Annotated in this window: 22 protein-coding genes and 1 pseudogene; 17 read left to right on the forward strand and 6 right to left on the reverse strand. The window is 63.6% G+C overall.

Annotated features, from left to right (window positions below; all coding sequences use genetic code 11):
* Positions 1-20: 20 nt before the first annotated feature.
* From AMK02_RS06495 to AMK02_RS06505, 3 genes are all read right to left on the reverse strand, one after another.
* Positions 21-338, reverse strand: coding sequence for a hypothetical protein (locus tag AMK02_RS06495; protein ID WP_064801326.1), 318 nt, complete (start codon positions 336-338; stop codon positions 21-23).
* Positions 339-541: 203 nt separating this feature from the next.
* Positions 542-922 (reverse strand): VOC family protein, encoded by a 381-nt coding sequence (locus tag AMK02_RS06500; protein WP_064801328.1) that lies wholly within the window; start codon positions 920-922, stop codon positions 542-544.
* A 162-nt stretch (positions 923-1,084) separates the two neighbouring features.
* Entirely contained in the window at positions 1,085-1,990 is a 906-nt protein-coding gene (locus AMK02_RS06505) for a S1C family serine protease (RefSeq protein ID WP_064806038.1), read from the reverse strand.
* Positions 1,991-2,205: 215 nt separating this feature from the next.
* On the opposite strand from AMK02_RS06505, the gene AMK02_RS06510 reads away from it, so the two are divergent.
* Complete coding sequence (locus tag AMK02_RS06510) at positions 2,206-3,609, forward strand: aminotransferase-like domain-containing protein (protein WP_064801330.1); 1,404 nt, start codon at positions 2,206-2,208, stop codon at positions 3,607-3,609.
* Between the two features lie 193 nt (positions 3,610-3,802).
* Entirely contained in the window at positions 3,803-4,171 is a 369-nt protein-coding gene (locus tag AMK02_RS06515; RefSeq protein WP_064801332.1) for a DUF983 domain-containing protein, read from the forward strand.
* 2 nt (positions 4,172-4,173) lie between these two features.
* Here AMK02_RS06515 and AMK02_RS06520 read toward each other — a convergent pair whose 3' ends face one another.
* Positions 4,174-5,064 carry a LysR family transcriptional regulator gene (locus tag AMK02_RS06520; RefSeq protein ID WP_064801334.1) on the reverse strand — a complete coding sequence of 297 codons (891 nt, stop codon included), beginning with the start codon at positions 5,062-5,064 and terminating at the stop codon, positions 4,174-4,176.
* Positions 5,065-5,196: 132 nt separating this feature from the next.
* Here AMK02_RS06520 and AMK02_RS06525 point away from each other — a divergent pair, with 132 nt between their 5' ends.
* The 4 genes from AMK02_RS06525 (at position 5,197) to AMK02_RS06540 (ending at position 7,924) form a co-directional block, all read left to right on the forward strand.
* On the forward strand, positions 5,197-5,808 hold the full coding sequence (locus AMK02_RS06525; protein WP_064801335.1) for a glutathione S-transferase family protein: 612 nt from the start codon (positions 5,197-5,199) through the stop codon (positions 5,806-5,808).
* A gap of 58 nt (positions 5,809-5,866) precedes the next feature.
* Positions 5,867-6,799 carry a pyridoxamine 5'-phosphate oxidase family protein gene (locus AMK02_RS06530; protein WP_064806040.1) on the forward strand — a complete coding sequence of 311 codons (933 nt, stop codon included), beginning with the start codon at positions 5,867-5,869 and terminating at the stop codon, positions 6,797-6,799.
* An 82-nt stretch (positions 6,800-6,881) separates the two neighbouring features.
* A complete protein-coding gene (locus AMK02_RS06535) occupies positions 6,882-7,343 on the forward strand; it encodes a nuclear transport factor 2 family protein (RefSeq protein ID WP_064801337.1) in 462 nt (153 codons plus the stop codon).
* A 20-nt stretch (positions 7,344-7,363) separates the two neighbouring features.
* Positions 7,364-7,924: a TetR/AcrR family transcriptional regulator gene (locus tag AMK02_RS06540; protein ID WP_064801339.1), complete on the forward strand. Its 561-nt coding sequence runs from the start codon at positions 7,364-7,366 to the stop codon at positions 7,922-7,924.
* A gap of 9 nt (positions 7,925-7,933) precedes the next feature.
* Here AMK02_RS06540 and AMK02_RS31645 read toward each other — a convergent pair whose 3' ends face one another.
* Positions 7,934-8,095, reverse strand: coding sequence for a hypothetical protein (locus tag AMK02_RS31645; RefSeq protein ID WP_164517771.1), 162 nt, complete (start codon positions 8,093-8,095; stop codon positions 7,934-7,936).
* 157 nt (positions 8,096-8,252) lie between these two features.
* On the opposite strand from AMK02_RS31645, the pseudogene AMK02_RS06545 reads away from it, so the two are divergent.
* Positions 8,253-8,947, forward strand: a pseudogene (locus AMK02_RS06545) (hypothetical protein).
* Positions 8,948-8,960: 13 nt separating this feature from the next.
* Positions 8,961-9,266: a Dabb family protein gene (locus AMK02_RS06550; protein WP_064801342.1), complete on the forward strand. Its 306-nt coding sequence runs from the start codon at positions 8,961-8,963 to the stop codon at positions 9,264-9,266.
* 263 nt (positions 9,267-9,529) lie between these two features.
* Here AMK02_RS06550 and AMK02_RS06555 read toward each other — a convergent pair whose 3' ends face one another.
* Positions 9,530-10,753 (reverse strand): MFS transporter, encoded by a 1,224-nt coding sequence (locus AMK02_RS06555; protein ID WP_064801344.1) that lies wholly within the window; start codon positions 10,751-10,753, stop codon positions 9,530-9,532.
* A 520-nt stretch (positions 10,754-11,273) separates the two neighbouring features.
* Between AMK02_RS06555 and AMK02_RS06565 the strand changes: the two genes are divergently transcribed.
* The 9 genes from AMK02_RS06565 (at position 11,274) to AMK02_RS06610 (ending at position 20,367) form a co-directional block, all read left to right on the forward strand.
* Positions 11,274-11,522, forward strand: coding sequence for a hypothetical protein (locus tag AMK02_RS06565; RefSeq protein WP_011424624.1), 249 nt, complete (start codon positions 11,274-11,276; stop codon positions 11,520-11,522).
* A gap of 53 nt (positions 11,523-11,575) precedes the next feature.
* Positions 11,576-12,247, forward strand: a complete 672-nt coding sequence (locus AMK02_RS06570) for a response regulator transcription factor (protein WP_064682001.1) — start codon at positions 11,576-11,578, stop codon at positions 12,245-12,247.
* Positions 12,237-13,640 (forward strand): sensor histidine kinase, encoded by a 1,404-nt coding sequence (locus AMK02_RS06575; RefSeq protein ID WP_064801348.1) that lies wholly within the window; start codon positions 12,237-12,239, stop codon positions 13,638-13,640. The genes AMK02_RS06570 and AMK02_RS06575 overlap by 11 nt, the downstream gene beginning before the upstream one ends.
* A 119-nt stretch (positions 13,641-13,759) precedes the next feature.
* The gene (locus tag AMK02_RS06580; protein ID WP_064801350.1) at positions 13,760-14,185 is read left to right on the forward strand and encodes a hypothetical protein; all 426 of its coding nucleotides are present in this window, start codon (positions 13,760-13,762) and stop codon (positions 14,183-14,185) included.
* Positions 14,186-14,281: 96 nt separating this feature from the next.
* The gene (gene ccmI / locus AMK02_RS06585) at positions 14,282-15,412 is read left to right on the forward strand and encodes a c-type cytochrome biogenesis protein CcmI (protein WP_064801352.1); all 1,131 of its coding nucleotides are present in this window, start codon (positions 14,282-14,284) and stop codon (positions 15,410-15,412) included.
* On the forward strand, positions 15,409-15,921 hold the full coding sequence (gene ccmE / locus AMK02_RS06590; protein WP_064801355.1) for a cytochrome c maturation protein CcmE: 513 nt from the start codon (positions 15,409-15,411) through the stop codon (positions 15,919-15,921). The genes ccmI and ccmE overlap by 4 nt, the downstream gene beginning before the upstream one ends.
* On the forward strand, positions 15,918-17,912 hold the full coding sequence (locus AMK02_RS06595) for a heme lyase CcmF/NrfE family subunit (protein WP_064801357.1): 1,995 nt from the start codon (positions 15,918-15,920) through the stop codon (positions 17,910-17,912). The genes ccmE and AMK02_RS06595 overlap by 4 nt, the downstream gene beginning before the upstream one ends.
* A gap of 179 nt (positions 17,913-18,091) precedes the next feature.
* The gene (locus tag AMK02_RS06600; RefSeq protein ID WP_064801359.1) at positions 18,092-18,553 is read left to right on the forward strand and encodes a cytochrome c-type biogenesis protein; all 462 of its coding nucleotides are present in this window, start codon (positions 18,092-18,094) and stop codon (positions 18,551-18,553) included.
* Positions 18,554-18,765: 212 nt separating this feature from the next.
* Positions 18,766-20,367 carry a Do family serine endopeptidase gene (locus AMK02_RS06610; protein ID WP_064801363.1) on the forward strand — a complete coding sequence of 534 codons (1,602 nt, stop codon included), beginning with the start codon at positions 18,766-18,768 and terminating at the stop codon, positions 20,365-20,367.
* Positions 20,368-20,380 lie beyond the last annotated feature (13 nt).

Raw genomic sequence — 20,380 nt, forward strand, 5'->3', positions numbered from 1 at the left:
TCGGAATTGAAGGCCGCGCGCTACCGGCCCGCGGAATTGCCCCGCCGCATCGTTCGGCGCTCGCGCGGCAATCCCTGGATCGCATAGCGGTTACAGACGGGGGTGACCGGTTTCGGTTGCTTCTTCGGTTTACCGAAATGGTATTCGAGCGCCCGCAAGAGCATGGCCGGCGAGGTGACGCCGTCCTGGAACAGCTTGATCAGCAGCATGGCTGCGGCGTTGCAGGTCTGTTCGTCGCCGGCCGGGATTCTTGCTTTGTAGCCGGCGGCATCGAGCACGCCCTGAAGCATGTCGAGATCGGATGACGTCAGATAGGGCTTATCGGAAGTGGAAGACATCGAAGTCCTCCTTTCGTCGGGGCGGGGGTCATAAAACCCTCAGTCGGCAGCGCCCGTGCGATGGCTGCCGAAGCGGAAACAATGCGCCTTTCGCCGGGGCGACGCAACGGGATTTTTGCGGCTGGCGGACGGGCGAGGGCTGCCCTCGGACCGACGGCCGCAGGCAGGTGATGGCGATCTCCAGAGCTGCGGCCTGACGGCCGTTATATCTCGCCTTTGTGGAAATAGGCTTCGAGGCGGTAGCCGTCCGGATCGATGACGAAAGCGGCGTAATAGAAGCGGCCGTAATCCGGCCGGATGCCCGGTTCGCCGTTATCCGTGCCGCCGGATTCAATCGCGGCCGCAAAAAACGCGTCGACCGCGGCCTCGTTCGGGGCGACGAAGCAGAAATGCAGCCCGGACCGCATGTCGGCGACAACGGGATGCGCAACCTGCATCACCCAGAGGCCGACCTGTTCGGAACCGTAGCCGATCATGCCGTCGGAATTCGACAGGCGCTCATATCCGAGCGGCGCCAGCGCCGCGTCGTAGAAGCGGCGGGCTCTTTCGAGATCTTTGACGCCGATGGAGATATGATCGAACATGGACCGCAGACTCCGTTCATCCCAGGATTGCCGGCAGCATCTTTCAACGGCCGCTCCAAGTCAACGAACGAACTTGCCTCGTTCATAGGTGCGCCGGATGACCGGCCCGGCCTGCGAAGCAGCCGTGATTTCAGCCTTCGACGGCAGTCACGCGATACGGCCCTACTGCAGTTGCGGCTTTTTCAGAAAACTGTTGCGGTCGGCGGATTTGATCCGCAGCCAGGCTTCCCGGCCGTTGCGCAGAATTCGCATCGGAATCTCGGCGCCGGCCGGGCCGCTGCTCCAGAGCTTGCGGTAGAAATCGGCCAGGCCATCGACCTCTTCGTCGCGGATTTCCGAAATGATATCGCCCTGACGCAAGCCGGCCTCGGCGGCCGGGCCGCCTTCGGCGACGCTCATCACCACCACGCCGCCACTGCTCTCGGCGGAGAATGCGCCGAGCCAGGGCCGCGGCGGCTTGTTGACCTGGCCGCGGTTCAAGAGATCGTCGAGGATCGGCGGCAAAAGATCGATCGGAACGATCATATTGATATCGGCGACCTCGCCGTCCTGGCTCATTTGCAGACGAAGCGAACCGATGCCGAGAAGCTTGCCGTCCGCGCCGATCAGGGCCGCGCCGCCCCATGCGGGATGAGCCGGCGCGGTAAAAATCGCCTCGTCCAGCAGATATTCCCAATAACCGGCGAATTCCTGCCGGGCAACGATATTTGCCTGGACATATTCGCCGTCGCCGTCGGCAAGCACGACGGGATCGCCGGGCTTGGCCGCGGCCGCATCGCCGAAATCCACCGCCGGAGCGTTCAGCACGCCGAGCGCCTGCAGCAGCCCGAAACCGCTCTCCTGATCATAGGCAAGCGGATGGGCGGGAACCACCCGGCCGTCAAGGGTCGTCAGCCAGACTTCCTCGGCCTCGGTGATGAGATAACCGATGGTCAGCACCAGCCCATTGTCGCGAATGACCACGCCGCTGCCCTCGCGGACGGTACCCAGCGTCTCCGCCGTGAAGGCATCTTCCGGAATGGTGGAACGGACGGCCACGACTGACCGCAAGATCGGATCGATATTCATGCTTTCATCCCGATGGGCGCCGCCGCGCAACGCCGAAAGCCGGCACTTCTCCTTCCATAGGTAAGGAGATGAAGGGGCGGCGGCAAGGTTGGAGCGGGGGGAATTTCTGCAACCGCATCTGCTGGCGTGAAGGAATACCGGAATATGCGGGGGTGGTGCGGCGCTGCGCAACAATATACAGTCAATCCAGGAATCAGACGTGCACGGATCACGACATGAAGGACTGGCATCCCGATCTCAGCCGCAGCAGCAGCCCGCGTTACATGGCGATCGCCGATCTGATCGAAATGGATCTGCGCAGCGGTCATCTGGCGGCAGGTGACCGGCTGCCGCCGCAGCGCGAACTCGCCAAACGGCTGAACGTCGATTTCACCACGGTGGCGAGAGGTTATGTCGAGGCGCAGAAGCGCGGCCTGGTGGATTCCCATGTCGGCCGAGGCACCTTCGTCACCGGCGCTGCGGTCAGGCAGCGCCAGGATTTGAGCGCCGATGCCGCGCCCGATCCCCGCCGTGCATCGGTTGTCGACTTCTCGATGAACCTGCCGCCGGAACCGGACGATCCGGAATTGATCGCCCGCATGCGTGAGGGCATGTCGGCGGTGGCGGCGAGCCTGATCCCGCTTCTTCGTTATCAAGGCTTCGGCGGCGCCGGCATGGACAAGGAGGCCGCCGCCGCCTGGCTCGGCCGCCGCGGTCTCACGCCTTCGCAGGAGCGGATCTTCGTCACGCCGGGCGCCCATCCGGCCCTGCTGGCGATCTTCGGCCTGCTGGCAAAGCCCGGCGAGACCGTGCTTTCGGAAATCGTCACCTATCCCGGCATGCGTTCGATCGCAGCCCAGTTGCGGCTTAATCTTGCCGGCCTGCCGATGGATGGGGACGGGATCCGGCCGGATGCTTTGGCCAGTGCCTGCGAGCGGTTGAAGCCGAAGGCGCTCTACCTCAATCCGACGCTGCAGAACCCGACGACGCTGACGATTTCGTCTGGTCGCCGTGAGGAAATCGCAGCCGTCGCCCGCAAATATCATCTGCCGATCATCGAGGACGATGCCTACGGCTTCATCCCGCCGGAAGGGCCCGCGCCGCTTGCGGCAACGGCGCCCGATCTGACTTGGTATATTGGCGGCCTGGCGAAATGCCTCGGCGCCGGCCTGCGCCTTGCTTATGTGGTGGCTCCCGACACCAGGGCAGTGTGGCCCTTCGTCAGCGCCATGCGCGCCAACACCGTCATGGCTTCGCCGTTGAATATGGCGCTCGCCACCCGCTGGATCGAGGACGGCACGGCCGATGCGATCCTGCGGTTCATCCGCGCCGAGGCCGGCGCCCGCCAGCAGATGGTCGCCGCCATCCTGCCCGCCGGCAGCTACCGCGCCGATCCGATCAGCTTCAATATCTGGCTGCCGCTGAGCAACGGCTGGACCCGTTCCACCTTCGGCAGCCATATGCATTTCTCCGGCATCGGCGTGGTGGCAAGCGATGCCTTCGCGGTCGAGGGCGCCGCACCCGAGGCAGTCCGGGTCTGCCTCGGCGGTCCGATCGCACGGGCGAAGTTGCAGGGCGCATTGGAGTTCATGGCCCATGCGCTCGACGGTCCGCCGGAAATGGCGAGTTCGTTCTTCTGATCCGCCGACGTCGCGGCTGGGCCTGCCAGGCGAGGCCGTCCTCCAATGGATTTGCGACATCTGCGACCGGTCCTTGACCGGCGGACTTCTGCGGCAATCTGACAGATTGATTGGCGCCTCCCATATAATGTATCTATATTGAATGCATACATTGCGTGGCATTGAATGAGCCGCAAGATAGGACGACATCGTCATGGACACCGAATACCCCCCGCTTCCTCCGATGCAGACCGGCATCAGGGGACGCTGCCCGCGCTGCGGCCAAGGCCATATGTTCAAAGGCTTCCTGACGCTGCAGCCGCAATGCGAGGCCTGCGGCCTCGATTATTCCTTCGCCGACCCGGCTGACGGCCCGGCCTTCTTCGTCATCTGCTTCGCCTGCATCCCGAGCGTGTTGCTCGGCGTCTGGCTGGAGGTGGCATTCTCGGCGCCGATTTGGGTGCAGCTTCTCGTCACCGGCCCCTTCATGCTCGCGACCTGCATTCCGCCGCTCAGGCCGCTGAAAGGATGGCTGGTCGCCAGCCAGTATTTCTACAAGGCGGAAGAGGGCAGGCTTGCCTGACGCTATTTCAGCGTTGCGCGCAGGCGCGGGGTTGCGAAATCGATGAGGGCGCGCAGTTTCAGCGGCACCAGCCCCTGCGAGGGATAGACGAGATGCACCGGCGCCGGTTGCGGTTCGAAATCAGCAAGCAGCGGCACCAGCAGGCCTGCCTTCTCGGCGCGGGCGGCCTGATAGGAGAGCACGCGGGTGATGCCGAGGCCGGCGACGGCGGCATCTACGGCCGCCTCGGCGGTGTTGACGGCAAGCCGTGAGCGGATCGGCACGACGAGGTCGCGTTTGCCCTCGACGAATGTCCAGCTTCGCGTCGAGGCCATGCCCTCGAAGGTGATGCAGTCATGCGCGGAAAGATCGCTGGGGTGGCGGATTGCGCCTTGGGCAATATAATCCGGGCTTGCATAGACCGTGCGGCGGATGGCGCCGAGCCTTGTGGCGATCAGGTTGCTGTCGGCCAGATTGCCGATCCTGAGCGCCAGGTCGATATGATCCTCGACGAGGTTTGCCAGCCGGTCGCCGAGCATCAGCCGCAGATTGATATCCGGATAGGCCTTCAGGAAGTCCACCGCGACGGGCAGGACATGCAGCCGCCCGAAGACGATCGGCGCCGTCATCGTCAGTTCACCCTTCGGTGCGCTGTATTCGCCGGCCGCCGTCCGCTCCGCCTCTTCCACCCGGTCGAGAATCTCCCGCGCCGCCTCGACATAGGCGCGGCCGGCCTCCGTCAGCGCGACCTTCCTGTTGGTCCGTTGCAAAAGCCGGGCGCCGAGATGTGCTTCCAGTTCCGAAACCTTGCGGCTGACGGTGGCAAGCGGCGAGTGCAGATGCCGTGAGGCGGCCGACAGGCTGCCTTGTTCGACGACGGTGAGAAGCACGGTCATGGCTTCGAGGCGGTCCATCCTATCCTACCATAAAGTGGAGATCCGTCTCTCAGATTAGCATTCTACTGCATCTCTGTGGAAGGCTGTAGATTCACTGCCGATGGTTCCGAGCAGCCATCGCCAATCGCCTTCGTTCGCAGAGGAGCCATCATGAAACTCTACCATCACCCGCTGTCCGGCCATTCGCATCGCGCCCATCTTTTCCTGTCGCTGCTTGGTGTGCCCTATGAACTGGTCGAGGTCGACCTGGCGGCAGGCGCCCACAAGGCGCCGTATTTCCTCAAGCTCAACCCGTTCGGCCAGGTGCCGGTTCTCGATGATGATGGCACGGTCATTGCCGATTCCTCCGCCATCCTCGTCTATCTCGCGCGCAAATACGGCCGCATCGATTGGCTGCCAGAGGACGCGGTTGCGGCGGCGCAGATGCAGAAATGGCTGTCGGTCGCCGCGGGCGAGATCGCTTACGGACCGTGTGCGGCCCGCCTGGTCACCGTCTTCGGCGCCGATTTCCGCACGGAGGAGGTGATCGCCCGGGCGCACCGCATCCTTGCACTGCTCGAGGCGGAGCTCGGCGCCCGCAGCTTCCTGCTCGGCGACAGGCCGACGATCGCCGATATCGCGCTTTACAGCTACATCGCCAATGCGCCCGAGGGCAATGTCGATACCTCGGCCTATCCGAGCGTCCGCGCATGGCTAGCGCGTGTCGAGGCGCTGCCGGGTTTCGTCGGCTTTCGCAAGACGAAGATCGGCCTTGCCGCATGATGAGCCGCCGGGGCGGAGCACCGTCCCGGCCTCCCGATGGTCCCGCAAGGAGGCCATGATGCTGAACGAGACAGGACAGGATGCCGCATCGCCTTGGCATGAGGGCGAACTTGCCATGCAGCGCAGTATCGGCGTCGTCGAACGCATGGACGGGCCGGGGCGCAATTTCATCCGCAAGGCCATGCCCGAACAGCACCGCGCCTTCTTCCCGATGCTGCCTTTCGTCGTGCTCGGCGCGGTCGATGCCAAGGGCGATGTCTGGGCGACGATGCGGGCGGGACGGCCGGGATTCATGTCCTCGCCGGTGCCGGAGGCTCTCGACGTCGATCTGCGGCGCGATCCGGACGATCCTGCCGATGCCGGCATGGAAGATGGAGACGCGATTGCGCTGCTCGGCATCCAGCTCGAGACCCGCAGGCGCAATCGGCTGAACGGCGTCATCCGCAGGACGGATGCCGAGGCTTTCCGCCTGCGGGTCGGCCAGAGCTTCGGCAACTGCCCGCAATATATCCAGCCGCGCGCGGCCGCCTTTGCCCGCGATCCCGATAAACCGACCGCGATGCGGCCGGTTCACTCCGTCATCCTCGACGACCGGGCGAGGCGCGTGGTCGAGGGCGCCGATACGTTTTTCGTTGCCTCCTATGTCGATCGTGATAATGGCGAGCGGCAGGTCGATGTCTCTCATCGCGGGGGCAATGCCGGCTTCGTGCGGCTCGGCGCCGATGGCGTGCTGACCATCCCCGATTTTCCCGGCAACCGGTTCTTCAACACGCTCGGCAATCTTCTCGTCAATCCGAAGGCCGGCCTGGTCTTCGTCGATTTTGAAACCGGTGACATGCTGCAGATGACCGGAAGAGCTGAAATATTGCTGTCTTCGCCTGAGATCGCCAGCTTTGAAAGGGCCGAAAGACTCTGGCGTTTTACCCCTGAAAACACAGTGTTTCGCCCTGATGCCCTGCCGTTGCGCTGGAGCCGCAATCTCGGCCTCTGAGAAAATACCTCATCGTCCCGCTTGCAGATCGATCTTTGTACTGATCAGTACAAAGAAGACAGATCAGTACAAGGAGAAGACCATGTCCGGCCTCGTCCCGCCGTTCACTCTCGAGACTGCCACCCGGAAGGTTCGGCTTGCCGAGGACGGCTGGAACAGCCGTGACCCTGAGCGCGTCTCGCTCGTCTATACGCCGGACAGCCGCTGGCGCAACCGCGCCGAATTCATCACCGGCCGCAGCGAGATCGTCGCTTTCCTCACCCGCAAATGGGCCAAAGAGCTGGATTACCGGCTGATCAAGGAGATCTGGGCCTTTACCGATAATCGCATTGCCGTGCGCTTTGCCTATGAATGGCACGATGACAGCGGCAACTGGTTCCGCTCCTACGGCAATGAGAATTGGGAATTCGACGCCACCGGCTTGATGCAGCGCCGTTTTGCCTGCATCAACGATCTGCCGATCCGGGAAACGGAGCGCAAATATCACTGGCCGCTCGGCCGGCGGCCTGACGACCATCCCGGCCTGACCGAGCTCGGCCTCTAGAATAGGATGAACTTGGGCCGGTGAGGACCGTCTATGAACGCGCCGATATCGTACCGCTGCTCGCGGAAACCTTCCGCGAGCTCGGCTATGAGGGCGCCACGCTCAGCCGCATCACCGAACGCACCGGCATCGGCAAGGGCAGCCTTTATCACTTCTTCCCCGGCGGCAAGGAGGAGATGGCTGGCGCTGTGCTCGCCGATATCGATGCCTGGTTCGAACAGGCGATCTATCGGCCGCTGAGGAATGACGACGCCCGTCAGGCGATTGCGGCGATGTGGGTCAATGTCAATGACTACTTCCGCGCCGGCGGCCGCATCTGCCTTGTCGGCGCCTTCGCGCTCGACGACACCCGCGCGCGGTTTTCGTCGGAGATCGCCGATTATTTCATCCGCTGGATCGAGGCGTTGAGTTCGGCGCTGATGCGGGCTGGCTGTGCTGAGACGGAGGCGCAGACGCTCGCTGAGGAAGGCGTCTGCGGCATTCAAGGCGCGTTGGTGCTGTCGCGCGCACTCAGAGATGGAAAGGTCTTCACTCGGTCGCTCGAAGCGCTGGCGAACCGGCTTGAGGCTGCAACACGATGAGGTCAGGCCTTACATCCGCGCCGCCTTGCCTGTATCAATCAGCGCTGCTGTTGAGGCTGCCGGTGCCGGGCGGGTATTCTCGCGCTCAAGGCGAATCTGGCGCCACTCATTTTCCATCTGGTCGACGACATGCTGGGGAATGGTGGTCTGCGTGTTGGCGGGCGTCTGCATCGGAAGTCTCCTCTTGTGGTGGTAAGGCTTCAGGGCGTGAAAAATGCATTGCACAAGACAAAAGGCGTGTAAATCAGGGGCTTAGACACTTCAAACGATTAAGTTTATTTTAATCGATTAAGACCGTTTTAACCACAAGGCCTACGGGAAGCGCGGAATGGTTGTTCACATGAACCGGGTATTCTTTTTTGACGCTGTACGGCGCGAGCTCTTCAGGGGAGAGCTGACTCATCCTCAGGTAGTGGGGATGACGGCGATTCTCGACGCCTGGGAAAAGCGGTCTGCGCCGACCGACCGCCGATGGCTGGCCTATATCCTCGCAACCGCCTATCATGAGACCGCCTATACGATGCAGCCGGTGCGCGAGACACTGGCTGAAAGCGATGTGCGCGCGGTCGAGATCCTGGAGGCAGCCTTTGCCGCAGGCCGGCTCTCCTGGGTGAAGACGCCCTACTGGCGGCCGGACGAGGATGGCCGCTGCTGGCTCGGGCGCGGACTCGTGCAGCTCACCCATAAGCGGAATTACGAGGCAATGAGCGCGCTGACAGGCATCGATCTGGTTGCCGATCCCGATCGGGCGATGGGAATGGAGGCGGCGGTGACGATCCTGATCGAAGGCATGCTGCAGGGCAGCTTTACCGGCCACAAACTCGCCGATCACCTGAATGCGACGACCGAGGATTGGGTCAACGCGCGCCGCATCGTCAACGGTACCGACCGGGCGGAAAAGCTCGCGGGTTACGCCATCACCTTCCATGCGGCACTGCGTCCGGATGCCGCGCAGGGCAGGCCGCGCGGTTGAAGGCCCACGCCGCGCGTGTTATCGCGCGGGCCACCCCCTCTGGAATCTGACAGGAGCTTCCGCGTGATCCGCCATATCGTCTTCTTCACCGTGCAGGAGGAACATCTGGAGGAGGTGAGGGCGGGACTTTCGATCCTGACCGCCATTCCATACGCGCGCCTGTTGGAAATCGGCTCCAATGTGAAGACCGATCAGCTGGGCACCGAGATCGATCTCGTGGTCTATGGCGAATTCGACGATGAGGCGGCTCTCGCTGCTTATAAGGCGCACCCCGATTACCAGCGTTCGATCGAGCGCGTGCGCCCGCTTCGGGAAAAGCGCATCGCCGCCGATTACGACAGCCGCACGGCCGTGACGCGGCCGCTCTGACGCCGGCCATCCTCCGGTAGCCGCGCTTGGGGCAATTGTGGAAAATCGCCATTTTTTTTCAGAGAGATGAGCGATTTTTCGGATTTAGGTCGTTGCGACACGGACCGACCTTCTGAGAACCGGAATCACTTTTCGAGAAACCCGCCGCAAGGGACTCAAAAGACTCACCGATCACGACGGATCATGGCTCGTTGGAACAGCTGCAGCGGCCTGAAGATGCTGATCGAGAGATATTCGGAACCGCTGACGTCCAGGCCCGAGCCTCACGAAACGACCGGGCTCGGCTCCGGTGCCCCGGCGTCCCGCACCAGCGCCATCAGCATCAGCACGAGAGTGAGCGCCAATGCTGAGAAAACGGCGCAGGCGAGCAGCGCCGGACCGGTGCCGGCGCGATCTAGAATGGCGGTGAAGACGACGGGAGCGATGGCATTGGCGAGGTTCTGCGGTAGTGACAGCCGGGCCGAATGCAGGCCGAATTCGCTCGGCGAGAACAGCGCCAGCGGTAGCAGGGCCCGGGCGACGGCCATGACGCCCGAGCCGAAGCCGTAGAGCAGGATGAAGGTGACGAGGACCGGCGTCGATGGGCCGGCTGTCAGCATGATCAGAAAGCTGATTACCGTCAGGCTGATGCCCATGAAGGCGCTGAGGATGGGGTTGCCGCGGCGGCCGAGCAGCATGTCGAGGAAACGGGCCGAGATGCCGAGGACGCCGCGCGCCGAGCCGAGCTGCAGCGCGAGCGCCGGTGAAGCCCCGGACTGGCGGAAGATTTCGAGCAGCGATGGGGCGATGCCGAAGGTGACGAAGGTCGAGATCGTTGTCACAGCGGCAATCAGCAGGAAAGCCTTGCGCCGAGCCGTCTTCGACAATGGCACCGGCGGAATCTCCGCCGCGCTGCTCTCGGCATGCGTCACGATCGGCTTCGGCAGAGCGAAAAGATGCAGCGGCAGGCAGACGAAGAATTGCAGCGCCGCGCAGAAAACAAAGGTGAGCCGCCAGCCGACCGCCTCGTTGAGCAGGCTGAGGATCGGCCAGAAGATGGTGCTCGATAGCCCGGTGAACAGCATGAGGATGGCGATGACGCGTTTGCCGTTTATGCCTTCGCGTTCGACGACGGCGGTATAGGCCGGTGCCGAGAGACCCAATGCGCCGCCGATGCCGATGACGAGCCAGGCGGCGGCGTAGAGCAGAATGCCGTTTGCCACCGCCAGCAGAGAGAGGCCGAGCGCGAAGATCAGCGAGGCGGCCGAAAGCACCCGGGCGGCGCCATAGCGGCCGAGCCAACGGCCGGTCGTCGGGCCGGCAATGGCGCTGACCACCATCATGATCGTCAGGCCGGCAAAGATAACCTCGTTCGCCACGCCGAGAGCCGGTGCCACGGCGCGGCCCATGACGCCGAGCATGTCGAACGTCGTGCCCCAGCCGATCAGCTGGGTAGCGGCAAGCACGGTGACCGTCTGCGCCGAACGGAAGCGGAAGGAATTTGGCATTGGGGCTGAAAAGGCTCTGAAATGCGAGGCCAGCAAGGGATAGCAGTTTCAACCAGCCGGCGAAAGCCGCGATCGGCAATTCCGCTATGCCTGACGCCTGCGTTTTTCTCGAACGGATGAAAAGATGAGCGAACGACATGAGAGAGCGGTACAATTTGAGGACGACCCGCTGCGCCCTGATGCGTGCCACTGTCGGCCGGCCTGACGTAATTGCTGTTCGGCGCGAATCAGAACGACGCGGCCGATTCGGAAACGATGACCGCGGTGGGATCACCCCGGATTTGCATGCTTGCCGGAGGAGCTGGCCAGCATCCGGATTCCAGCGGCGGGACGCCTTGTTTCCAGGCGCAAGGCGGACCGCCGGCACTTGTGGCGGCCGCCGATTCCAAGGGCTGAAATCGATTGCCCCAAACAGGCGAGAACGGTTCTAAATGCCCTGTATTACAGCGCATTCATTTGCCATTCAGGTCGCTTGAGTACATATTCGCAGCAAGTTGGAATTACCTTGAAAGCGTAAGACATGGCCTTTCCTCTGAGCGTCGCAGTAGTGGCCGCCGGACTGGTGGTATCGGCGCCCTCACCGGACGGCGCAGGCACCCTCGTCCTGCGCGTGGCTGGCGATTGCAGCGCCGCCGCAGCCCAGGTCGTCGAACAGACGGGCGGGCAGCTCCTGTCCGTGCAACCGGTGGGCGATAGCTGCATCATTACCGTTCTCGTGTCGGGCAATGGCCAGCGTCCACGCAAGGTAACGGTAAAGGTTCCGATGTAAGCGGAATCGGTCTATTCAAACACGATCGATTTAAAGTGGACGAAGGCGGACCGATGCGCATCCTGGTAATCGAAGACGACGTCAACCTGAACCGGCAGCTGACCGACACGCTGAAGGAGGCGGGTTATGTCGTCGACCAGGCGTTCGATGGCGAAGAGGGCCATTTCCTCGGCGACACCGAACCCTATGACGCCATTATCCTCGATATCGGCCTGCCGGAGATGGACGGTGTGACGGTGCTGGAAAAATGGCGCGGCGCCGGCCGCGGCATGCCGGTTCTGATCCTGACGGCGCGCGACCGCTGGAGCGACAAGGTCGCCGGCATCGATGCCGGCGCCGACGATTACGTCACCAAGCCTTTTCATGTCGAGGAAGTGCTGGCGCGCATCCGGGCGCTGATCCGCCGCGCCGCCGGGCATGCCTCCTCCGAGATCGTCTGCGGGCCGGTGCGGCTCGATACCAAATCCTCGAAGGCGACGGTCAACGGTACAGCGCTGAAGCTGACCTCGCATGAATATCGCCTGCTCGCCTATCTCATGCATCACATGGGCGAGGTCGTCTCGCGCACGGAGCTGGTCGAGCACATGTATGACCAGGATTTCGACCGCGATTCCAACACCATCGAGGTCTTTGTTGGCCGCCTGCGCAAAAAGATGGGCGTCGACCTGATCGAAACGGTGCGCGGTCTCGGCTACCGCATCCAAGCGCCGAAACATGCGAATTAAGTCGCTCACCGCACGTGTGCTGCTGCTGACCACGGTCTGGTCGACGGTGGCCCTGGTGGTGATCGGCCTGCTGATCTCGACGCTCTATCGCAAGAGCGCAGAACGCGGTTTCCAGGATCTGCTGCGGGCGCAGCTCTATAACGTCATCAATTCCGTGACGATCGGCGATCAGGGGGCGTTGAGCGGCAGCCCGCAGCTCGGTGATCTGCGTTTCGCTCAGCCGAAGACCGGCTGGTATTGGGTGGTGGAGCCGCTCGGCACCTATACGACTGCGCCGCTGGTTTCGCCATCGCTCGGCTCGGCGCTCATTCCGGTACCCTCCGTCGTCGAGGCGCCTTTCGACAAGAATTACGAGCGCTACTACCAGGTGATGGATGCCTCCGGGAACCGCGTGCAGGTGGCCGAGACCGAAGTGGTGCTCGACACCGACGGGCGCGCGGCACGCTTCCGCGTCACCGGCAATGTCGACGTCGTCGAGGACGATGTCCGCACCTTTTCCCACAGCCTCTATCTGGCGCTCGCCGGTTTCGGCGTCGGCAGCCTGATCGTCAATGCGCTGGCGATCCTCTACGGCCTGAAGCCGCTCGACAAGGCGCGTGCCGCATTGGAGCGCATCCGCGCCGGCGAGAGCGAGCAGCTGAAAGGTGACTTCCCGCGCGAGATCCTGCCGCTCGCCAACGAGGTCAATGCGCTGATCGATAGCAATCGCCGCATCGTCGAGCGGGCGCGCATGCAGGTCGGCAACCTGGCGCATTCGCTGAAAACGCCGATCGCCGTTCTGCTCAACGAGGCGCGGGTGCTGGAAAAATCCCATGGCGAACTGGTGCGCAGCCAGGCGGAATCGATGCAAGGGCAGGTGCAATCCTATCTCAACCGGGCCCGCATCGCCGCCCAGCGCGAATCCGTGCTGGCCCGCACCGATGCCGAACCGGCGCTGGAGCGGCTGGTGCGCGTCATGCGCCGGCTGAACGTTGATACCGAATTCGATCTTGTCGTCTCGCCGCCGCATCTTGCCGTCGCCATGGAACAGCAGGATCTCGAGGAAACCGTCGGCAATCTCCTGGAAAATGCGGCGCGTTTCGCTAAGAGCAGGGTGCGGCTTTCGGCCGTCGAGGCCGGCGAGGACGTGAAGGGGGCGGAGGCGAGCGCCCGCCGGCGCTGGGTGGAGCTTGCCGTCGAGGATGACGGGCCCGGCCTTGAGCCCGACCAGATCCGCGAGGCGCTGAAGCGTGGCCGCAGGCTCGATGAAAGCAAGCCGGGAACCGGGCTCGGCCTTTCGATCGTCACCGAGATTTCCAACGAATATCAGGGAAGGCTTGAGCTCTCCCGCGGCGAATGGGGCGGCCTGAAGGCGAAGCTTATCCTGCCAGGCGTCACAAAGGATGTTGCATGACCAACTGCTTGATGTCACAACGATAGTAGCAAACGTATAGCATGCTTTGCCATAATGCTGACACGGGGACGCTGCACTTCGATCGGCTTGAATTTGACCTCTGATCGCGGTTCGACGCAATGATTCTACGCTCGCAAGGCATGATGGTTTCCATCCTTCTTATCGCCGTCGCGCTCACCGGCTGCACGACGACGAAGGGTGCCGCTTCGCGCGGCATTTTTTCGAGCAAACCCTCCGCGTCGGCCGCGTTCATCACCGCGCTCCAGGGCGGCATCGTCGGCCGCAGCGGCGTGAGCTTGAGCGACAGCAACAAGCAGCGGGCGCTCGAGGCGGAATATCGGGCGCTGGAAGGAGCGGCGGTCGGCCAGCCGGTAGTCTGGAGCGGCAAGGACGTCACAGGCAAGGTCGTGGCGGCCGCGCCCTATCAGGTCGGCTCGCAGAATTGCCGGCAATATACCCATACGCTGACCGTCGACGGCAAGGAAACCGTGGCGCGGGGTGCAGCCTGCCGCAACGAAGACGGCAGTTGGTCGCCGCTCGGCTGAGAAATCCGGCTCTAGATTGCGGCGAATAGCCTCAAATCTTCGTCATTCCGGCTTTGGCAGTTGGAATAGGCGTATGCTTCACGTATTTGGGCCGATATGCTGTTCTGGATTCTCGTTGCCGTTTTGACGGCAGCCGTCGCCGTCATCCTGCTCTACCCCCTTCTGCGTGGTGCGAAGGCGGCGCAGAACAGCCGCGCCGGCGAGGCGGCAGTCTATCGCGACCAGTTGCGCGAACTCGACCGCGATCTTGCTGGCGGGCTGATCACGCCTGAGGAGGCTGATTACGCCAGAGCCGAAATCGGCCGGCGGCTGATCGCCGTCTCTGCCGGAGAGGCGGAGATGACGCAGAAACCCGCACGGCATCATCGCCTTGCCGAAGTCTTCGTCCTCTTGATCCTGCCGGCGCTCGGGCTCTGTCTTTATCTGACGACAGGCAGGCCGGATCTGCCGTCGCAGCCGCTGGAAGCGCGGCTGGAAAATCCCGGTGACGACGTGGCGGTGCTGATCGCCAAGGCGGAACGGCATCTGGCTCAAAATCCCGACGACGGCAAGGGCTGGGACGTGCTGGCGCCGATCTATTTCCGCACGATGCGGGTGACCGATGCTGAGGTGGCCTACCGCAACGCGATCCGGCTTCTCGGCCCGAGCCCGATCCGGCTAGACGGTCTTGCCGAGACGTTGATGGCGGTCTCCGACGGCGTCGTGACGGAGGAGGCCCGCCAGGCGCTGGAACAGTCGCTGACGCTGGAGCCCGATAATCCTCGTGCCCGCTTCTACATTGCGCTCAGCATGGAACAGGCGGGACGGGCCGACGAGGCCCGCCGGGCCTTCGAGGCGCTGGCGCAGCAATCGCCGGCCGATGCGCCCTGGCTGCCGCTGGTCAATGAACATATCGCCAAGAACGGCGGCGCGGCCGCCCCGCCGGCGACGCCCGGTGGACCGACGTCGGAAGATGTGGCGGCGGCTGAAAACATGAATGCCGGCGACCGTCAGCAGATGATCCGTGGCATGGTCGAAAGGCTTGATGCCGAGCTCAGCGAGGATCCCGACAATTTCGAGGGATGGATGCGGCTCGTCCGCTCTTACGCCGTATTGAACGATAAGAATCGCGCGGCCGACGCCCTGAAGCGAGGGCTTGCCGCCTTTCCGCCGTCCGGCGAGCAGGGTCGGCAATTGCTGGCGCTTGCCAGGGAACTTGGCATTGCCACGGAGGGAATGACACAATGACGCGCAAGCAGAAGCGCCTTGCGGTGATTGCTGGCGGGATGAGTTTCATCCTGGCGGCGGTGTTGTTGGTGATGTTCGCCTTCAGCCAGTCGGTGGCCTATTTCTACATGCCGGCCGATCTGGCAAAGACGCCGGTGGCGCCGGAGACCCGCATCCGGCTCGGCGGCCTGGTCGGGGCCGGCAGCGTCGTGCGCGGCGCCGGTTCGACGGTGGAGTTTTCCGTCACCGACGGCAGCGCCAATGCGGTGAAGGTTCAATATACCGGCATCCTGCCCGATCTGTTCCGCGAAGGGCAGGGCGTCGTCACCGAAGGCATGTTTGCCGCCGGAACGAACGTCTTTACAGCCGACACGGTTCTCGCCAAGCATGACGAGACCTATATGCCGAAGGAGGTGGCCGACAAGCTGAAGGCGCAGGGCCTGTGGCAGGATGGCCAAGGCGGACAAAGCCAAGGGGGACAAGGCCAAGGGGGACAAGGCCAAGGGCAGGAGGCGAAAGCGACGCCATGATCATCGAGATCGGCCATTACGCTTTGGTGCTGGCGCTGGCGACGGCGCTGATCGTCTCGATCGTGCCTGTGATCGGCGCCCGCCGCCATGACCGGGCGATGATGGATGTGGCGAGCGTCGGTTCGCTTGTCATGTTTGCGCTCGTCGCCTTCGCCTTCGCCGTTTTGACCTATGCCCATGTCGTCTCCGACTTCTCGGTCGAGAACGTCTGGGAGAATTCGCATTCGCTGATGCCGCTGATCTACAAATATTCCGGCGTCTGGGGCAATCACGAGGGCTCGATGATGCTCTGGCTGCTGATCCTGGCGCTGTTCAGCGCCCTGGTCGCGATCTTCGGCGCCAACCTGCCGGAGACGCTGAAGGCCAATGTGCTTGCCGTCCAGGCCTGGATCTCGCTCGCCTTCACCCTGTTCATTCTCTTGACCTCCAATCCCTTCCTGCGGCTCGATCCGGCCCCGGCCGAGGGCCGCGACCTCAATCCGGTGCTGCAGGATATCGGGCTCGCCATCCACCCGCCGCTGCTCTATCTCGGTTATGTCGGCTTTTCCGTCTGCTTCTCCTTTGCCGTGGCGGCTCTCCTCGAAGGCCGGATCGACGCCGCCTGGGCCCGCTGGGTGCGGCCCTGGACGCTGGCTGCCTGGACCTGCCTGACGCTCGGCATCGCCATGGGCTCCTACTGGGCCTATTACGAGCTCGGCTGGGGCGGCTGGTGGTTCTGGGATCCGGTGGAGAACGCCTCGTTCATGCCGTGGCTGGCCGGCACCGCGCTGCTGCATTCGGCCCTCGTCATGGAAAAGCGCGAGGCGCTGAAGATCTGGACGGTGCTGCTCGCCATCCTGACCTTCTCGCTGTCGCTGATGGGCACCTTCCTGGTGCGCTCCGGCGTGCTGACCTCGGTGCATGCCTTTGCCAGCGATCCCACCCGCGGCGTCTTCATCCTCTCGATCCTCTTGATCTTCATCGGCGGGGCGCTGTCGCTGTTTGCCCTGCGGGCGCCGAAGCTTGCGGCCGGCGGGCTGTTTGCGCCGATCTCGCGCGAGGGCGCGCTCGTCCTCAACAATCTGATCCTGACGGTCGCCTGCGGCACGGTGCTGACCGGCACGCTCTATCCGCTGCTTCTGGAGACGATCACCGGTGACAAGATCTCGGTCGGGCCGCCCTTCTTCAACCTGACCTTCGGCCTGCTGATGGCGCCGCTGCTCGTCATCGTGCCGTTCGGGCCGCTGCTGGCCTGGAAGCGCGGCGATCTGCTCGGCGCCCTGCAGCGGCTCTACCTTGTCGCGGCTCTCGCCTTCGCCGCCGCTCTGGTCTTCTTCTATCTCCAACATGGCGGGCCGGTGCTCTCCGTGCTCGGGCTGGCGGCCGGGCTGTTCCTGATCCTCGGCGCCATTGCCGATCTCTGGTATCGGGCCGGCATCGGCAAGGTGGCGGGCTCTGTCGCCTGGCGCCGCCTGTCGGGCCTGCCGCGCTCGGCTTTCGGCACGGCGCTTGCCCATGCCGGGCTCGGCGTCAGTGTGCTCGGCATCGTCGCCGTCACCACCTTCCAGAGCGAACATGTCGTCGAGATGAAGCCGGGTCAGACGGTCGAGGCCGGCGGCTACAGCCTTGAGTTCGACGGCATGCGGGCGGGCAGGGGGCCGAACTACACCGAGGAGCGCGGCCACTTCACCATCCGGCGCGCCGGTGTCACCATTGCCGACACCTGGTCGGCCAAGCGGCTCTATACCGCCCGGCAGATGCCGACGACGGAGGCGGGCATCCTGACCTTCGGCCTCAGCCAGCTCTATGTCTCGCTCGGCGACGCCACCAAGGACGGCGGCATCGTCGTGCGCATCTGGTGGAAGCCGTTCATCCTCTGCATCTGGGGCGGCGCGCTGTTCATGGCCGCCGGCGGCTGCGTCTCGCTCTCCGACCGGCGCCTGCGCGTCGGCGCCCCGCGCCGGAAGGCGAAGGCAAAACCGGCCGCGCCTGTGATGGAGGCGGCGGAATGATGCGCTCGCACCTTTTTTCCACTTCTCCCCACCGGGGAGAAGATGCCCGAAGGGCAGATGAGGGGGCCGAACGGCAGAGCCGCAAGGATTTTGAGCGAAAGCGAAAGGTCGTTATTGCTGCGAGGGGTCGCCCCCTCATCCGCCCTGTCGGGCACCTTCTCCCCCAGGGGAGAAGGGGAATGCCGCTTCTCTCCCGGCTTCTCGTCATTCTCTTCATCCTCTTCGCGCCCGTCTCCGCCTTCGCTGTCAATCCCGATGAGGTGCTGGCCGATCCGGTGCTGGAGGCGCGGGCCCGCGCCCTGTCGGCCGAACTGCGCTGCATGGTCTGCCAGAATCAGTCGATTGACGATTCCAATGCCGAGCTCGCCAAGGATCTCCGCTTGCTTGTGCGTGAGCGCATCAGCAACGGCGACAGCGATGAGGCTGTACTCAACTACATCGTCTCGCGCTACGGCGAATTCGTCCTGCTGAAACCGCAGTTCAGCTCGAAGACGGTATTGCTGTGGGGAACGCCGGCGCTGCTGGTGCTCGCCGGGGGGCTGTCACTGCTGGTCTTTGCGCGTCGGAGGGCCGGCAAGCCGACGGGCAGCAAGCTGACGCCGGAAGAACAGGCGCAGCTGCGCGAACTTCTAAAGAAATAGCGCTCGAACGAGGCGGTAGCGACACTATTTCCGCATGCTCTGAGCGGGCCTGAGACATGGCCGGGCGCGTCCGACCGTCAGAAACATCACAAACATTACGAACTTTTCATTGACCGGACAGTTCGCAGTAAGGTGCGCCATCCTATATCTTAAGTCATCGACTGATCCGGCGTCGCCGGTCTGAAGATCCAAGAACAAGAGAAGGTGCTCCAATGCTGCAGAATTTCAACGGACGTCCGTCCCTCGCCACTGTGCTCAAGGCTTCTACCGTCGCCGGTATCGCAGCCGCTGTGCTCGCAACCGGCGTTCCGCTCGAAATTACCCGGTCCTACGCTGAAGCGGTCAAGGTTCAGGCCCCCGCCGTCCCGAGCTTCGCCAATGTCGTCGATGCCGTTTCGCCCGCCGTTGTTTCCGTTCGCGTTGAAAACCGCGTCAATCCCGTTGCCGACAACAATGACGGCTTCTCCTTCGATTTCAATGGCCGCGGCTTCGACGATCTGCCCGACGATCACCCGCTGAAGCGCTTCTTCAAGCAGTTTGGCCAGGATCCGAACGACCAGCAGGGCCACCAGCGCCACTTCGGCCAGAACGGCCCCGGTGGTCCGGGCGGCCCGAACGGTCCGGGCGGTAAAGGACGTCTGCGGCCGGTCGCTCAAGGTTCCGGCTTCTTCATCTCCGAGGACGGCTACATCGTCACCAACAACCACGTGGTTTCGGATGGCCAGGCTTTCGTCGCGGTCATGAATGACGGCACCGAACTCGATGCCAAGCTGATCGGCAAGGATCCGCGCACCGATCTCGCCGTCCTCAAAGTCGACGGCAAGGGCAAGAAGTTCACCTATGTCAACTGGGCCGACGACAACAATGTCCGCGTCGGCGACTGGGTCGTCGCCGTTGGCAACCCCTTCGGCCTCGGCGGCACCGTCACCGCCGGCATCATCTCGGCCCGCGGCCGCGATATCGGTTCCGGTCCCTATGACGATTACCTGCAGGTGGACGCGGCCGTGAACCGCGGCAACTCCGGCGGTCCGACCTTCAACCTCAACGGCGAAGTCGTCGGTATCAATACCGCGATCTTCTCGCCCTCGGGCGGCAGCGTCGGCATCGCCTTCGCCATTCCCGCCTCGACCGCCAAGGATGTCGTCGCCGATCTGATGAAGGATGGCCAGGTGTCGCGCGGCTGGCTGGGCGTCCAGATCCAGCCGGTGACCAAGGATATCGCCGAATCTATCGGCCTTTCCGAGCCGAGCGGCGCTCTCGTTGTCGCCCCGCAGCCCGGATCGCCGGGTGACAAGGCCGGCATGAAGGCCGGTGACGTTGTCACGGCGCTGAATGGCGAAACGATCAAGGATGCCCGTGATCTCAGCCGCCGCATCGGTGCGATGCAGCCGGGCAGCAAGGCCGAGCTTTCGGTCTGGCGCGCCGGCAAGGCCCAGTCGCTCACGGTCGAACTCGGCACGCTGCCGGCCGATCAGAAGGATGCCAATGCCGATGACAACAACAATCAGCCGCAGCAGCCTGAGGCACCGGCTTCCGAGAAGGCCCTTGCCGATCTCGGTCTGACTGTCGGTCCTTCTGATGACGGCAAGGGCCTGGCGATCACTGGCATCGATCCCGACTCCGATGCCGCCGACAAGGGTATCAAGGAAGGCGAAAAGATCACCTCGGTCAACAACCAGGAGGTCTCCACCGCAGCCGATGTCGTCAAGGTGTTGAACCAGGCCAAGAAGGACGGCCGCACCCGCGCGCTGTTCCAGATCCAGTCCAGCGAAGGAAGTCGTTTCGTCGCGCTTCCGATCAACGGCCAGGGCTGATCCGCAAAGAAAG

This window comes from Rhizobium sp. N731, assembly GCF_001664145.1.
Lineage (GTDB): Bacteria > Pseudomonadota > Alphaproteobacteria > Rhizobiales > Rhizobiaceae > Rhizobium > Rhizobium esperanzae.

What these genes read in the sequence shown, in the direction of transcription:
- AMK02_RS06495 (WP_064801326.1), bottom strand. Translation starts at nt 338, where the DNA reads ATGTCTTCCACTTCCGATAAGCCCTATCTGACGTCATCCGATCTCGAC.
- AMK02_RS06500 (WP_064801328.1), bottom strand. Translation starts at nt 922, where the DNA reads ATGTTCGATCATATCTCCATCGGCGTCAAAGATCTCGAAAGAGCCCGC.
- AMK02_RS06505 (WP_064806038.1), bottom strand. Translation starts at nt 1,990, where the DNA reads ATGAATATCGATCCGATCTTGCGGTCAGTCGTGGCCGTCCGTTCCACC.
- AMK02_RS06510 (WP_064801330.1), top strand. Translation starts at nt 2,206, where the DNA reads ATGAAGGACTGGCATCCCGATCTCAGCCGCAGCAGCAGCCCGCGTTAC.
- AMK02_RS06515 (WP_064801332.1), top strand. Translation starts at nt 3,803, where the DNA reads ATGGACACCGAATACCCCCCGCTTCCTCCGATGCAGACCGGCATCAGG.
- AMK02_RS06520 (WP_064801334.1), bottom strand. Translation starts at nt 5,064, where the DNA reads ATGGACCGCCTCGAAGCCATGACCGTGCTTCTCACCGTCGTCGAACAA.
- AMK02_RS06525 (WP_064801335.1), top strand. Translation starts at nt 5,197, where the DNA reads ATGAAACTCTACCATCACCCGCTGTCCGGCCATTCGCATCGCGCCCAT.
- AMK02_RS06530 (WP_064806040.1), top strand. Translation starts at nt 5,867, where the DNA reads ATGCTGAACGAGACAGGACAGGATGCCGCATCGCCTTGGCATGAGGGC.
- AMK02_RS06535 (WP_064801337.1), top strand. Translation starts at nt 6,882, where the DNA reads ATGTCCGGCCTCGTCCCGCCGTTCACTCTCGAGACTGCCACCCGGAAG.
- AMK02_RS31645 (WP_164517771.1), bottom strand. Translation starts at nt 8,095, where the DNA reads ATGCAGACGCCCGCCAACACGCAGACCACCATTCCCCAGCATGTCGTC.
- AMK02_RS06555 (WP_064801344.1), bottom strand. Translation starts at nt 10,753, where the DNA reads ATGCCAAATTCCTTCCGCTTCCGTTCGGCGCAGACGGTCACCGTGCTT.
- AMK02_RS06565 (WP_011424624.1), top strand. Translation starts at nt 11,274, where the DNA reads ATGGCCTTTCCTCTGAGCGTCGCAGTAGTGGCCGCCGGACTGGTGGTA.
- AMK02_RS06570 (WP_064682001.1), top strand. Translation starts at nt 11,576, where the DNA reads ATGCGCATCCTGGTAATCGAAGACGACGTCAACCTGAACCGGCAGCTG.
- AMK02_RS06575 (WP_064801348.1), top strand. Translation starts at nt 12,237, where the DNA reads ATGCGAATTAAGTCGCTCACCGCACGTGTGCTGCTGCTGACCACGGTC.
- AMK02_RS06580 (WP_064801350.1), top strand. Translation starts at nt 13,760, where the DNA reads ATGATTCTACGCTCGCAAGGCATGATGGTTTCCATCCTTCTTATCGCC.
- ccmI (WP_064801352.1), top strand. Translation starts at nt 14,282, where the DNA reads ATGCTGTTCTGGATTCTCGTTGCCGTTTTGACGGCAGCCGTCGCCGTC.
- ccmE (WP_064801355.1), top strand. Translation starts at nt 15,409, where the DNA reads ATGACGCGCAAGCAGAAGCGCCTTGCGGTGATTGCTGGCGGGATGAGT.
- AMK02_RS06595 (WP_064801357.1), top strand. Translation starts at nt 15,918, where the DNA reads ATGATCATCGAGATCGGCCATTACGCTTTGGTGCTGGCGCTGGCGACG.
- AMK02_RS06600 (WP_064801359.1), top strand. Translation starts at nt 18,092, where the DNA reads ATGCCGCTTCTCTCCCGGCTTCTCGTCATTCTCTTCATCCTCTTCGCG.
- AMK02_RS06610 (WP_064801363.1), top strand. Translation starts at nt 18,766, where the DNA reads ATGCTGCAGAATTTCAACGGACGTCCGTCCCTCGCCACTGTGCTCAAG.